At 63.5% G+C, this 13,765-nt stretch carries 9 protein-coding genes and 1 pseudogene; 5 read left to right on the top strand and 5 right to left on the bottom strand.

The window, feature by feature from the left end:
- The first annotated feature begins 3 nt into the window (after window positions 1-3).
- From HB676_RS00810 to HB676_RS00790, 5 genes are all read left to right on the top strand, one after another.
- On the top strand, window positions 4-663 hold the full coding sequence (locus HB676_RS00810; RefSeq protein WP_213735751.1) for a phosphoribosylanthranilate isomerase: 660 nt from the start codon (window positions 4-6) through the stop codon (window positions 661-663).
- Window positions 660-1,877 carry a tryptophan synthase subunit beta gene (gene trpB, locus HB676_RS00805; RefSeq protein WP_213735750.1) on the top strand — a complete coding sequence of 406 codons (1,218 nt, stop codon included), beginning with the start codon at window positions 660-662 and terminating at the stop codon, window positions 1,875-1,877. The genes HB676_RS00810 and trpB overlap by 4 nt, the downstream gene beginning before the upstream one ends.
- A gap of 235 nt (window positions 1,878-2,112) precedes the next feature.
- A complete protein-coding gene (gene trpA / locus HB676_RS00800; RefSeq protein WP_213735749.1) occupies window positions 2,113-2,949 on the top strand; it encodes a tryptophan synthase subunit alpha in 837 nt (278 codons plus the stop codon).
- A 104-nt stretch (window positions 2,950-3,053) separates the two neighbouring features.
- Window positions 3,054-3,995: an acetyl-CoA carboxylase, carboxyltransferase subunit beta gene (gene accD / locus HB676_RS00795; protein ID WP_213735748.1), complete on the top strand. Its 942-nt coding sequence runs from the start codon at window positions 3,054-3,056 to the stop codon at window positions 3,993-3,995.
- Complete coding sequence (locus tag HB676_RS00790) at window positions 3,992-5,332, top strand: Mur ligase family protein (RefSeq protein ID WP_213735747.1); 1,341 nt, start codon at window positions 3,992-3,994, stop codon at window positions 5,330-5,332. Before accD ends, HB676_RS00790 begins: the two co-directional genes overlap by 4 nt.
- 50 nt (window positions 5,333-5,382) lie before the next feature.
- Here the strand turns inward: HB676_RS00790 and trxA are convergent, their stop codons facing one another.
- From trxA to HB676_RS00765, 5 genes and pseudogenes are all read right to left on the bottom strand, one after another.
- Window positions 5,383-5,703 (bottom strand): thioredoxin, encoded by a 321-nt coding sequence (gene trxA / locus HB676_RS00785; RefSeq protein WP_213735746.1) that lies wholly within the window; start codon window positions 5,701-5,703, stop codon window positions 5,383-5,385.
- A 36-nt stretch (window positions 5,704-5,739) separates the two neighbouring features.
- A pseudogene (addA, locus tag HB676_RS00780) lies at window positions 5,740-9,293 on the bottom strand (double-strand break repair helicase AddA).
- Window positions 9,287-12,433, bottom strand: a complete 3,147-nt coding sequence (gene addB, locus HB676_RS00775; protein ID WP_213735745.1) for a double-strand break repair protein AddB — start codon at window positions 12,431-12,433, stop codon at window positions 9,287-9,289. The pseudogene addA and the gene addB overlap by 7 nt, the downstream one beginning before the upstream one ends.
- Window positions 12,434-12,560: 127 nt before the next feature.
- Entirely contained in the window at window positions 12,561-13,283 is a 723-nt protein-coding gene (locus HB676_RS00770) for a nucleotidyltransferase family protein (protein WP_213735744.1), read from the bottom strand.
- Window positions 13,284-13,424: 141 nt separating this feature from the next.
- The gene (locus HB676_RS00765) at window positions 13,425-13,736 is read right to left on the bottom strand and encodes a PilZ domain-containing protein (RefSeq protein WP_213735743.1); all 312 of its coding nucleotides are present in this window, start codon (window positions 13,734-13,736) and stop codon (window positions 13,425-13,427) included.
- Between the last annotated feature and the right edge of the window lie 29 nt (window positions 13,737-13,765).

The following is a 13,765-nucleotide window of genomic DNA, read 5'->3' as shown; positions in this document are numbered from 1 at the left end:
ACCATGTCCCTGATCGTCAAAATTTGCGGCCTGTCCACGCGCGAGACGCTCGACGCAGCGCTCGAGGCTGGCGCCGACATGGTGGGATTCGTGTTCTTTCCGCCGTCGCCCCGGCATCTGAGTCTCGAGATCGCGCGCGATCTCGGCCGCGTGGCGAAACGCCGCGCGTCAAAAGTGGCGCTCACGGTCGATGCCGATGATGCGGTTCTCGCCAACATCGTCGAGGTGCTGCAGCCCGATCTCTTGCAACTGCATGGCCGCGAGACCGTGGCGCGGCTGCGCGACATCAAGCAGAAATTCGGATTGCCGGTCATGAAGGCGATACCGGTGGAAACGCCGGCCGATCTCGCCGCGCTGCCCGGATACGCCGCGGTCGCCGACCGGATCCTGTTCGATGCCCGCGCGCCCAAGGAAGCCACCCGTCCCGGCGGACTTGGCGCGGTGTTCGACTGGCATGTGCTGGAAGGTCTCGATCTCAAGCTGCCGTTCATGGTCTCCGGCGGGCTTCATGCGGGCAATGTCGCGGAAGCCGTTCGTGTCACCCGCGCCGGTGGCGTGGATGTTTCTTCCGGGGTGGAAAGTGCACCTGGCGTCAAGGATTCCGAGATGATCCGCGCCTTTATTCGCGCCGCGCGCGCAACCGAAGAGCTTATGGTTCGATGAATCCAGTATTGCCCAATTCCTTCCGCAGCGGTCCCGACGAGCGCGGGCATTTCGGTATTTTCGGCGGCCGCTTTGTCGCGGAAACGCTGATGCCGTTGATCCTCGATCTGGAAAAGGCTTACGCCGACGCCAAGGCCGATCCGGCGTTCCAGACCGAAATGAACGGCTATCTCAAAAACTATGTCGGCCGGCCATCGCCGCTGTATTTCGCCGAGCGCCTGACCGATCATCTCGGCGGCGCCAAGATCTATTTCAAGCGCGAAGAGCTGAACCATACCGGCTCGCACAAGGTCAATAATGTGCTCGGCCAGATCATGGTGGCGCGGCGGATGGGCAAGAAGCGCATCATCGCCGAAACCGGCGCGGGTCAACATGGCGTTGCCACGGCGACGCTGTGCGCCCGGTTCGGACTGGATTGCGTGGTCTATATGGGCGCGGTCGATGTCGAGCGGCAGCAGCCCAATGTGATCCGGATGGAAATGCTGGGTGCGAAAGTGATTCCAGTGCAATCGGGATCGCGCACGCTGAAGGACGCGATGAACGACGCGCTGCGCGACTGGGTCACCAATGTGCACGACACGTTCTATTGCATCGGCACGGTTGCGGGCCCGCATCCCTATCCGATGATGGTGCGCGACTTCCAGTCGATCATCGGCGTCGAGACCCGTGCCCAGATGCAGGAAGCTGAAGGCCGCTTGCCGGATTCGCTTGTCGCCTGCATCGGCGGCGGCTCCAATGCGATGGGGCTGTTTTATCCGTTTCTCGACGATCCCAGCGTCGAGATTTTCGGTGTCGAGGCGGCGGGGCACGGGCTCACGCAATTGCATGCGGCGTCGATCGCCGGCGGCCGGCCGGGCGTGCTGCACGGCAATCGCACCTATTTGCTGATGGACGATGACGGCCAGATCCAGGACGCGCATTCGATTTCGGCGGGGCTGGATTATCCGGGCATCGGGCCGGAGCATTCCTGGCTGCATGAGGCGGGGCGTGTCACCTATCTCAGCGCGACCGATGAGGAGGCGCTGGCTGCTTTTCTCCTGCTGTCTCGTCTGGAGGGCATTCCTCCAGCATTGGAGCCGGCCCATGCAATTGCCAAGGTCATGGAGCTCGCGCCAAGACGGCCGAAGGATCATTTGATGGTCGTCAATCTTTCCGGTCGCGGTGACAAGGATATTCCCCAGATCACCGAAATTCTGAAAGGCAGGAAGAAGTGAGGGTTACTTTCACCTCGTCCGCTGAAAGAGCCCCCACCCTAACCCTCCCCCGCAAGCGGGAGAGGGAACCGACTGCCATTGCTCCAAGAGATGTACTCAATCGTTATCGATTTCCGTTTGCTGTTTTGCAGGGGTTGTCGAGTCGGCGTGCTGCGCCCCCTCTCCCGCTTGCGGGGGAGGGTCGGGGTGGGGGTGCATCAACGGGTGCAAATTTCGCAAAGAAGTATCTCACATCATGACCACCCGTATCGACGCATGTTTTGCCGAGCTGAAAAAACAAGACCGCTCGGCCTTCATCACTTTCCTGATGGGAGGGGATCCCGATCCCGCGACGTCGCTTGAGATCATCAAGGCGTTGCCGAAGGCCGGCGCTGACATCATCGAAATCGGCATGCCCTTTACCGATCCGATGGCGGATGGCCCTGCAATCCAGGCGGCAGGGCTGCGCGCGCTGAAGGCCGGCATGACCCTGAAGAAGACACTCGAGCTGGTGTGCGCGTTTCGCGTGGGCAACGACACCACGCCGCTGGTGCTGATGGGCTATTACAATCCGATCTACATTTACGGCGTCGATAAATTTCTGGCCGATGCCAAATCCGCCGGCGTTGACGGCCTGATCATCGTTGACTTGCCGCCGGAGGAAGACACCGAATTGTGCCTGCCGGCGATCAAGGCCGGACTCAATTTCATCCGGCTGGCGACGCCGACCACCGATGACAAGCGGCTGCCGGCTGTGCTCGCGAATACGTCGGGTTTTGTCTATTACGTTTCCGTCACGGGCATCACCGGCAGCGCCAGCGCCAATGCCTCGGTTGTCGGTGAAGCGGTCGGGCGCATCAAACGACACACGAAATTACCGGTCTGCGTCGGCTTCGGCATCCGCACGCCGGAAGCCGCCCGCGGCATAGCGGCGCATGCGGACGGAGCGGTGGTCGGCACCGCGCTGGTCGATGCCCTGCGCGGAAGCCTCGATCCCGATGGCCGGGCGACCGCCAAAACCATCGGTGCGGTCGCGGACTTGACAGCGTCGCTGGCGCAGGGCGTGCGGGGCGCCAAACAGGCTGCGGAATAAGCTACAAAGCCGTGGAATAGACAGGGAACAGCGGCTTGCCGGGCTTCTCCGGGGCCGCCATATATCCAAGATGATTGCTGCTTGATGGCAATTCGGAGCGAAGCATGAATTGGCTCACCAACGTCGTCCGGCCGAAAATCCGTAATATCCTGCGCCGCGAGACGCCGGAGAATTTGTGGATCAAATGCCCGGATAGCGGCCAGCTCGTTTTTTACAAGGATGTAGAAAGCAACCAGTTCGTGATTCCCGGCTCGAACTACCACATGCGCATGGGCGCGATGGCGCGGCTGAAATCGATCTTCGACAACGAGACCTGGTTCGACGTTGCGCTGCCTGAAGTAACCGCCGATCCCCTCAAGTTCCGCGACGAGCGCAAATATGCCGACCGCATCAAGGATGCGCGCGCCAAGACTGGACTGAACGACGCCATCAAGGCCGGCTACGGCAAGCTCGAAGGAACCGCGGTCGTGATCGCGGTGCAGGACTTCGATTTCATGGGCGGTTCGCTCGGCATGGCCGCCGGCGAAGCGATCGTGCGCGGGCTTGAACTGGCACTCGAAAAGAAATCGCCGTTCATCGTGTTCGCGGCGTCAGGCGGCGCGCGCATGCAGGAAGGCATTCTGTCGCTGATGCAGATGCCGCGCACCACGGTCGGCGTGCAATTGATGCGCGAGGCGAAGCTGCCCTACATCGTCGTGCTGACTAATCCGACCACCGGCGGTGTGACCGCCTCCTACGCGATGCTGGGCGACGTGCAGATCGCCGAGCCCGGCGCGCTGATTGGTTTCGCGGGCGCGCGCGTGATCGAACAGACCATCCGCGAGAAATTGCCCGACGGTTTTCAACGCGCGGAATATCTGAAAGACCATGGCATGGTCGACATGGTCGTGCATCGCCACGATATGCGCGCGACATTGGCGCGGCTGTGTCGACTGCTGACCAAGGCTCCGGCGGTGGAAGTTGCCTCCAAGCCCGCACTGCAGGCCGATATCCCGGCTCCGGCCGCATCGGGTGCGGAGCTGGCGCCGGCAGCGCCCCACGCGTGAACGTGCCTGCGGCCAAACCGCCTTCGCTCGGCGAACTGGTCGCACGGCTGTCGGCCTTGCATCCGAAAACCATCGATCTCGGCCTGGAGCGGATGCATCGGCTGCTCGAACGGCTGGGCCATCCCGAACGCAGACTGCCGCCGGTCATCCATGTTGCCGGAACCAACGGCAAGGGTTCGACCATCGCGTATCTGCGCGCGATTCTGGAAGCCGCGGGCCTGCGGGTCCATGTCTATACTTCGCCCTCACTGGTGCGGGTCAACGAATGCTATCGCCTCGGCCGCATCGGCGGCGGCGTTCTGGTTGATGATGCCGAATTACGCGCGACGCTGGAGCATTGCGAACAGGCCAATGCCGGGCAGCCGGTCACCATTTTCGAAATCGAAACCGCAGCCGCATTCTGCCTGTTCGCGCAGCACCCGGCCGATGTGCTGTTGCTGGAAGTCGGCCTTGGCGGCCGGCTCGACGCCACCAATGTGATCGAGGCGCCGCTGGCCTGTGTGATTGCGCCTGTGAGCATGGATCACACGGAATTTCTCGGCGATACGTTGCTGGCGATTGCGCGGGAAAAGGCCGCCATCATCAAGCCCAACGTGCCGGTGATTTGCGCGGAGCAGGCGCCCGAGGCAATTGCCGTGATCGAACAATTTGCCAAGCGCCAGCGCGCGCCGATGGTGACCGCTGGGCAGGAATGGCACGTCAATGTCGAGCGTGGACGTCTGGTCTATCAGGACGATCGCGGCCTGATGGATCTGGCGGCGCCGCGGCTGTTTGGCCGGCATCAATTCGATAATGCCGGTCTTGCGATTGCGACGCTGCGCGCGCTGAACGCCTTCAAAATCGAACCGTCCGCATTCGAAGCCGGTATCGTCAATGCCGAATGGCCGGCGCGAATGCAGCGGCTGGCGTCGGGCGCGCTGGTGGAGATGGCTCCCCTGGGCTGCGAGATCTGGCTCGATGGCGGCCACAATGCCGAGGGTGGCCGCGTCGCCGCGGCGGCGCTGGGCGATCTCGAAGAACGTGTCCCGCGGCCGCTTGTCGTGATTGTCGGCATGATGGCCAACAAGGATGCCGGCGCATTTCTCGCCAATTTCGCCGGGCTGACACGCCACATCATCGCGGTGCAGATCCCGGATCGTGATAACTCCATGCCGCCGGATCGACTAGCTGATGCGGCGCGGCATCTGGGCATGCGGGTCGAACCTTCAGCCAGTGTCGCAGCCGCGCTGCATTCGCTGACCCGCCTCGCCTATGAAGCGCCGCCGCGAATCCTGATCACGGGATCGCTGTATCTCGCGGGTCACGTGTTGGCCGCCAATGGCACGCCGCCAAACTAAAACGGCCGGCTATTCGCCGGCCGTCATAACCAAATCATTTCGACAGAAGATCAGACCGCAGCGGTGATCCACTGCTGCAGCTTCTGCTTCGGCGCAGCGCCGACCTGGCGCGAAGCCATCTCGCCGCCCTTGAAGATCATCAAGGTCGGGATTGACATCACACCGTACTTCGAAGCCGTCTTCGGGCTCTCATCGACGTTCAGCTTGACGATCTTGACCTTGTCGCCCATCGCGCCGGAAATCTCGTCGAGCGCGGGCGCGATCATGCGACAGGGGCCGCACCATTCGGCCCAGAAATCGACCACGACCGGGCCGGTCGCATTGAGCACTTCGGCTTCGAAATCGGCGTCGGAAACCTTGCCAACGGACATTGGGGTACCTCACTCAGTTTGAAGGAAAACGCGCGCCTAGAATCGCGCTTGAAAGATAGAACCAACGTATGAACGCGATCTCACCGGGTCAAGCGTGGTCACGCTGAGATGATGGATGCGAGCTGCGCGTCCAGCGCGGGGGCAGAAATCTCCATCAATTCAGGGGTTTCGGTCCAAAGCAGTGCAGCCCGGACCAAACGGCCCGGATAGAGCTTCTGCAGCACCGCCCGGTAAAGCGCGAGCTGGCGGACATAGCCCAGGGGAGCCTCGGTCGCCCGGCCGGGCGGGGCGTGGTTGGTCTTGTAATCGACGATCAGGACCTCGTCTGGCGTCACCACCAGCCGGTCGATCTGCCCTGAAACCAGCGGCCGTCCCGGCTGGTCCAGCCGCCCGACGATCGAGACCTCGGCGCGGCTGCCGGCGGCGAAAACCGCCTCGAAGCGCGGATCGGCGATCAGGGCCATCAGTTGTTCGGCCAGCGCGCCGCGCTCGTCGGCGCTCCATCCGCCGGCGTTGCGGGCGAGATAGGTCAGCGCCGCGGCGTGGCGGCGGTCCGGGGCGACATCGGGCAGGGATTGCAGCAAGCGATGCACCAGCGTGCCGCGCTGCAGGGCGCGGGTACGGGCCTGCTGGGCTTCGCCGGTTCGAACACGATGCGCTTCGTCGTCGGCCGGGTCCGAGGGACGCAGCAGGACATCGGCGGCGGCCTCCGGCGGAGCCGGGGTGAGCAACCATGACGGCAGCGCCGTCGGCGTTGATGGCGCGGGGGTGGCGACCACGGCGCCGGTCGCGTCCGCGATATCTTCCGGTCGCGAATAGCGCTTCACCACGCCGTCGCGTGGCGTGTCGAACTCCTGCAACTCGAGGCTGGAATTGCCGAGACCCCGGACGATCAGATCGTACCAGGAGAGTTTGCGCACGGTCTTCATGTTGCCGGGCATGCAACCGCCGATGATCAGCCGATCGGCCGCGCGCGTCATCGCTACATACAACAGCCGGCGGTATTCGTCCTCGGTCTCACCCAGCATCGCAACCCGCGCCGCCGCGACGGCGACGGGATCGTCGGCCTTCTTGCCGGCCCACACCACAACGCCCGGCGCATTTGGCGCGGCGTTGCCGCGCGGCAGGCGAATGAGCCGCAGCCGCTGGGTATCGGAAGGCGATGAGGTCGTATCGACCAGAAACACCACCGGCGCCTCGAGACCCTTGGCGCCGTGCACAGTCATGACCCGGACTTCGTCGCGCGAGATTTCCATGTCGCGCTTCACTTCGAGGTCGGCGGCGCGCAGCCACGCCATGAAGCCCTGCAGCGAGGCGGGCGCCTTGCGCTCATAGCCCAAAGCAAGTTCCAGAAACTCATCGAGTGCGTCATTGGCCTCATGGCCGAGGCGCCGCAGGATTCGCTGCCGGCCGCCGTCGCCGCCGAGCAGCCACGCATAGAACGCAAACGGTGTTGCGCTGACAAAACGGCGCTCGCATTCCGCAAGACGTTTTGCGATATCGCTGAATTTGCCATCTGCCGCCGCGTGGGCAAGCGCCTCGCGCAACGACCCCTCGCGTTGCGAGGCCAGTTCGAACAAGGCAGCCTCGTGAAGGCCGAACAGCGGGCTTTTCAAGGCCACAGCGAGCGCCAGATCGTCCTGCGGCAACAACAGCGCATCGGCGAGATTCATCAGATCGATGATCGCGATGTGTTCCGTGAGCTTGAGCCTGTCGGCGCCGGCCACGGGAATGCCGGCGTGTTTCAGCGCCTGGATTACCGCATCGAACGCGTTGCCGCGCCGTCGCACCAGCACCAGCATGTCGCCGTAGCGAAGCGGACGGCGCGCGCCTTCCGATCCGGTCATCGTGCCGCTTTCGACCAGCCGCCGGACCTCGGCCTGAATGCGCCGGGCGAGTTTGACCTCCGGGCTTGTCAACGCCACGCCGTCGAACGGCGCGCGCCAGCCCTCGATGTCGTCCTTCTCGTCGGCTTCCGCCAATTCCCAGAGCTCGATCACGCTTGGTCCGGCATCGTCGAGGGCCATATGCGGGGGCACGCCATCGCGATCGGAGGTGATGCTGTGATAGACGTCATCGATCGCGAACGCGCTTTCCACCGCGCGCAGCACACTTTGTCCGGAGCGGAAAGAGTAAGTGAACGAGATCGGGTCAAATTTGAGCCCCGCCGCCTTGAACCGGCTGTGGAAATGCTGCCGCCGGTCGGCGAGTTCGTGGGGTGCCGCGCCCTGAAACGAAAAGATCGATTGCTTCTCGTCGCCGACCGCAAAGATCGTGCGGACGACGCCGTCGCGCGCGCCGGCCCCCGAGGTGAATTCGGAAATGATATGGGCGACGATGTCCCATTGCCGGGGGCTGGTGTCCTGCGCCTCGTCAATCAGCACATGATCGACGCCGCGGTCGAGCTTGTAATGCACCCAGCCGGAGGAGACCCGGTCCAGCATTTCCAGCGTCTTGTCGATCAGATCGTCATAATCGAGCAGGCCGCGCTCTTGTTTTTCGCGCCGGTAATTAGCGGCCGCGGCGGTCGCGATGTGCAACAGCGCCTGAGTGCGATCCCGCATTGTCACCGAGCGGCGGCGTTCGATCAGCGGGCCGAGGCGCTCGGCCTCCCGCTCGAACAGGTTGGCGATCGCCCGGTTGTTGTCAGCGAATTTCTTGGTCACCACCGTTTTGCGCGGGGTGCGGTCGTCGGTCAGGAACACGCTGAGATATTCGTCGACCTGCGCGCTGCCGATAAAGGCCAGCGCTTCGCGAAGCTGCGCGGCCTGGTTCTGATCGGATTTGCTGCTGGTATCGAGGACTTCAGCGATGCCATCCCATCGCGACCGCGGCAGATGCGGTCCGTCGACGATCTCCAGCTCGACATCCTCGATGATGTCGTTTGGGCCGACATCCAAAGCGGCCGACATCTGCGCCGCCGCGATGTCCGCGCTGCCGGCGGCATCGGTCCATGCCATGAAATGATCGCGGCTCAGACACGCCTCGCGCACCACATCCTTGAACGTGACGTCGGCGGCATTGGCCATCGCGATGGTGAGTGCGCGGCCGGTCGCGCTGTCGGGATCGCGGGAAGCGTCGAGCAGCACCTTGAGATTGGCGCGTTCCATCATTTCGTTCTGGTCGCGGTCGTCGAGCACCGCGAAACGCGCGGGCACATTGGCCTCGAACGGAAATTGCTGCAGCAACCTTGTACACAGCGCGTGGATGGTCTGCACTTTGAGGCCGCCCGGCGTTTCCAGCGCGCAGGCAAACAGTTTTCGCGCTGTCATGCGCAATTTTCGGGTAGGTTGCGCGATTCCAGCTTCGACGATCGCAGCATCGAGCGCGGTGTCATCGAGCGTGACCCAATGGCCCAGCGTGGAGAATACCCGCTCCGCCATATTGGCGGCGGCAGCCTTGGTGAAGGTGACGCAGAGGATTTTCTCCGGCGGCACGCCGTCGAGCAACAGCCGGATTACGCGCTGCACCAGCACATGGGTCTTGCCCGAGCCGGCATTGGCCGACACGAATGCCGAGGAAGTGGGATCCGAAGCGCGCGCCTGCGTGGCGCGAACGGCATCGGGAATCGGGCGCGGCGCTTTCACCATTCCTCGATCCCCAGGCCGCCGGCCGCCGACCATTCCTTGATCCGGGCGAGATCGTCATAACTGCCGTAGCGGTTCGACCACATCGACAGATTGAGCGAAGTGTAGGCCTGGCTCTCGTTTTCGAAGGCGCGGATCAGCGCCTCCAGCTTCAGCCGCGCTTCGTCGGCGGCCGCATCGGGGAGTTGCGGCGTGTCGCTCTTGTTGACTTTCAACTCCAGCAACCGTTGCTCGCCGGGCGGATTATTGCCGCTGAGTCTGACATAGACGAGTTCGCTGACCGAACTATCCGCCGGAATATTGGCAAAGCCGCCTTCGCGCAGGATCGCGCCTTCCAACGTCAACTGCGGCGACAATCCCATCCGCACCTGCTTGCCGGTCGGAGGCTGACCCGTCTTGTAGTCGAGAATCGCGAAGGTTCCGTCATGGCGCCTCTCGATCCGGTCGGCGCGCGCCGACAGCACGAAGACGCGTTCATTATCGAGCGGGATCTGGATTTTGCCCGAGATTTCGGCCTCTATTTCCGCGACGTTGGTGCGGCGTACGGTTTCCCAATCCGAAAACCAGCTCGCGATACGCAGGAAGCGCGGCCACCACAGCGCCCGCGCTTCCGGCCGCTCCATCAGCGGCGCGAAATATTTCTGGCCGATGCTGCGTAGCGCGCCCGCGGGGTCGGATGGAAGGTTCTTGGCGAAAGTTTGTGTAAATTCGCCGAGCGCGTCGTGAATGGCCGAGCCGCGGTCGGCGGCCGATAGCGGCATGTCGACGGGATCGAGCGGCGAGAGCTTGAGAATGTATTTCGCGTAGATCGTATAGGGATCGCGCAGCCAGTCCTCGATCGCTGTCACCGACAACTTTAAAGGCCTGACCGCGCGCGGCGGCTTTGGAGCGGGCTGTTCGATCGGTTTGACCTCGGCGGGGCGATCAAGTTCAGCGGCGAAGCGAACATAATGCTCGCCAGCCGCGACGGCGGCTTTCCAGCGCGCCTCGCCTGCGACCGCTTCCAGCCGGTGCAGAAATCGCGACGCTACCGCTGGCGCACCGCCGACCTTCGCGGCGTGACTGAGAATGACTTCATCTGCACCGAGCAATTGGGCGAAGTCGTGCGCCGAGAGGCCGATGCGCCGTTCCGGCAGATCGAGGCCCAGTTCATGCCGCATCGGCCGGCTCAGCCATGGATCGATTCGCGGCGCCGGGGGCCACACGCCTTCGACCAGCCCGCCGATAATGACGCGGTCGGATTGCGTCAGCCGCGCTTCCAGCGGGCCGTAAATTCTCAAATGGGCGTTGGCGACTTCGGGCCGCCGCACCGTGCGGTCGCCGAAGGCGGTCTGGAACACCTCCGGATAATCGCCAAGCTGCGTCATCAGCCCGCTCGGCGATGCCTCGCCGAGCAGATCGTCAAACACGGAAGCCAGCGCCGATCCCTGCTGGCCCTCGAATGCCACCGCGACGCCATGCGCATCGCGCGACAGTTCTGTCAGGACCAGACGATGGCGTTCGGCGATCTCCGTAAAATCATACGGTTTCGATGGACTGAGACTCTCAAGCGGCGCGAGGGCGGCCCGCAATTGCGTGATCAGTTGATGGACGCGGTCGAGGTCTTCGTCCTTCAGCCCGGCCCTTGGCTCGGAACGATGGAGCGATGACGTCCTGTTGTCGCGGTATTCGATCAGTTCAAGCCGGAACCTCTCGAGGTCGCGCACCAGCCCTTCGCTTCCCGGTGGCGGCCGGGTGCCGCGCAACAGAGCCAGTTCGAGCACTTCGACGGCGTGCTTGAACGCGTCTTGCGCACCGCCCAATCGACAGAGTGGATGTTTTAGTAGCGCCAGCAGCGTCGGCGGTTCCAGTTCATTGGCGGCGGCCTCGGCGGCGAGGCGCGCGAAAATTCCCGCCGGCGTATCCATCAGCGAATCGCCGCCGGAATCGTCGAAAATGAGATTCCAGCGGCCGAGCGCCGCGGTCACACGCCGTGCCAATGCGCGATCCGGCGTCACCAGCGCGGCCGATTTGTTGAGGTGCCGCGCCTCGCGCATAGCAATCGCAATTGCCAGCGCTTCCATCTCGGAATTGCCGGCCGCGATGACCGCGAGGTTGGTCATGCCCAGCGAAATCTTCTCGGCGATCTCGGGCTGGGCCAGCCGATCGTGCCATTGCGCAGTCGCGTTGGATGGACGCATCGCTTCGGAAACCAGCACGTCGCGGCCAAGCGCCGCGGGCGTGCCCAGAATTTCAACGTCGCGGCGCTGGATACCCAACCGATCCAGCAGGGCGTGCATCGCGAATTGCGGATGGTTCGATGACGGCGATTCGGTGAATTTACCCCGCGCGTCCCTGACGCCGCCGATCATCTGCCAGGCAGCGTCGTCCAGATCGGTATCGAGCCCCGGCAGCACCACCGCGCCCTGTGGAAGTTTGGCGATGGCCTGCAGGAATCGCGCGGTCGCCGGCATCGAGCCGGTCGAGCCCGCCGCGATCACCGGGCCGTCATGATGCGCGGTCAGGCGTTTGGCTTCGGCCTCGATCAGGAGATCGCGCCGCGCTGCCGGTTCGATCTTCTGGATTTCTGCGAGATGTGCCGGCCAGGCCAGTCGCGCGATCCGCAAGAACTCGAGCGAGTATTGCCAATATTTATCGAGTTGATCCGGCACCAATCCGTCGAGCGCATCCCAGCCGACGCCGCGGATGACCATGTCGTCCATCAGGCGCGCGAGATCGCCGGCCAGCGCCAATGTCGATGCGGGTCCGCCGACTACCAGCGGTGCGGAGACCGGGCTCTTCGCCCACATCGCCACCAGCTTTGCCAGTGTGAGTCGGCGATCCAGATCGCCAAGCTTCGGCGGAATCTCCAGCGGCGCCATTCCGCCGTAGGTTTCCGGCTCTTCGGCGAACGCCAACTCGTCTTCGTCGATGTCGCCAAGCGCGACGATACGCGGTAGCAGCACCGCATCGGTGTTTAGTTCATCGAGAAAGATTTCCCGCGCCATGCGTCCGGCGCGGCGGGTCGGCAGATAGAGCGTGGCTTGTGTGAGCCGTTCCGGATTCGCGCGGGCTTCAAAGCCCTCGACCAGCCTGCCGTCGACCAGCGCCGCGATGACGCTGCGCAAGAACGGCACTGACGCTGGAACGCTGAAAACGCGCATGGGCTTCCTGATTCGGGATCAAGCCGCATCATGGCATGGGGCTATTTCGGGCGCGATTTTTTAATTCGGCGCGGATGATGCGCAGGGTGGGCAAAGCGTCAGCGTGCCCACCCTACGGGACGATGCCTTACGCCACGCTCTCCAGAAACGCCTCTTCCGCGGCGTGAACCGCGTCGGGGGTTCCGACATGCATCCACACGCCGTCCAGCCGAAGGCCGAACAGCCGCTCCTGCTCGTTGGCGCGGTCGAACATTTTGGTCAGCGAGAATTTGCCCGCGGGCGCATCGGCGAATTGTGCGGGCGACATGATGGCGACGCCGGCATAGACGAAGGGCACCACCTGATGCTCTTTTCGCTTGCGCAGTGCGCCGTCCGGCAGCATCGCGTAGTCGCCACGGCCGCCATAGCCGATACTGCTGGTGGTCGGTGCCATCAGCAACAGAATATCCATCCGTTCGGGGTCGAACGCGTCGGCCATCCGCGCCAGATTGGGCCGCACGCCATCGATCCATAGCGTGTCGGCATTGACATGGAAGAACGGCTCGTGGCCCAGCAACGGCAATGCCTTGACGACGCCGCCGCCGGTCTCGAGCACTTCGTCGCGCTCGTCCGAGATGATCACGCGGGGCTTGGTACGCGTCGCGACATGATCGATGATCTGGTCGGGCAAGTAATGCACATTGACCACGGCTTCGCTGACGCCGGCGTTGCCGAGCTTGTCGAGCACGTGATCGAGCAAGGTGCGGCCCGCCACCTGCACCAGCGGTTTCGGCATATGGTCGGTCAAGGGGCGCATGCGCAGGCCAAGGCCGGCGGCGAGGACCATGGCTTTGGTGGGCTTGACGGACATTTCAGAAACTTCTCGAACCGTGTTGCGTGCAGGTCATGCAGGCGCCGCGCGAATCATATCATGCGATTCCAGCGGCGCGCCATTGGGAGACTGCGATAATGGTCTGACATGACGGCTGTACGACGGCGGCCATGGATAGAATTACGCTTCGGCAGCCTGCGTACGCCGGGTCTTTTTCTTCTTGTCTTGTTTGAGAAAATTGACCCCGATCTGGTCGCCATTGACCCAGGCCAGTTCGCAGCGGCGGTAGGCCAGGCCGGTCGATGACAGCAGCAGGAAGAATTCCTTGAGATGCAGCCCCTCGACGGAACCGTCCACGGTGAGCTTGGCGCCGGTCTCCGAGATGTCTTCCATCGTGCAATCGCGCCGCCAGGTGCCGTCGATTCCCATCATATGCGCGGATATTCCGCGCTCGAATGTGACGCGCTCACCCCTTCGCCGTTCTGCCACCATGACTTAGCTCCGCGCCCTCAAGCAGCTGC

It is taken from the genome of Bradyrhizobium sp. dw_411 (assembly GCF_018449695.1).
In the GTDB taxonomy this organism is placed as follows: Bacteria; Pseudomonadota; Alphaproteobacteria; order Rhizobiales; family Xanthobacteraceae; genus Bradyrhizobium.
This window is presented reverse-complemented; position numbering and strand designations above follow the sequence as displayed.

Bases quoted from the DNA above. Each gene is read 5' to 3' on its own strand.
- HB676_RS00810 (WP_213735751.1), top strand. From the start codon at position 4: ATGTCCCTGATCGTCAAAATTTGCGGCCTGTCCACGCGCGAGACGCTC.
- addB (WP_213735745.1), bottom strand. From the start codon at position 12,433: ATGCGCGTTTTCAGCGTTCCAGCGTCAGTGCCGTTCTTGCGCAGCGTC.
- accD (WP_213735748.1), top strand. From the start codon at position 3,054: ATGAATTGGCTCACCAACGTCGTCCGGCCGAAAATCCGTAATATCCTG.
- HB676_RS00765 (WP_213735743.1), bottom strand. From the start codon at position 13,736: ATGGTGGCAGAACGGCGAAGGGGTGAGCGCGTCACATTCGAGCGCGGA.
- trxA (WP_213735746.1), bottom strand. From the start codon at position 5,703: ATGTCCGTTGGCAAGGTTTCCGACGCCGATTTCGAAGCCGAAGTGCTC.
- trpB (WP_213735750.1), top strand. From the start codon at position 660: ATGAATCCAGTATTGCCCAATTCCTTCCGCAGCGGTCCCGACGAGCGC.
- HB676_RS00770 (WP_213735744.1), bottom strand. From the start codon at position 13,283: ATGTCCGTCAAGCCCACCAAAGCCATGGTCCTCGCCGCCGGCCTTGGC.
- trpA (WP_213735749.1), top strand. From the start codon at position 2,113: ATGACCACCCGTATCGACGCATGTTTTGCCGAGCTGAAAAAACAAGAC.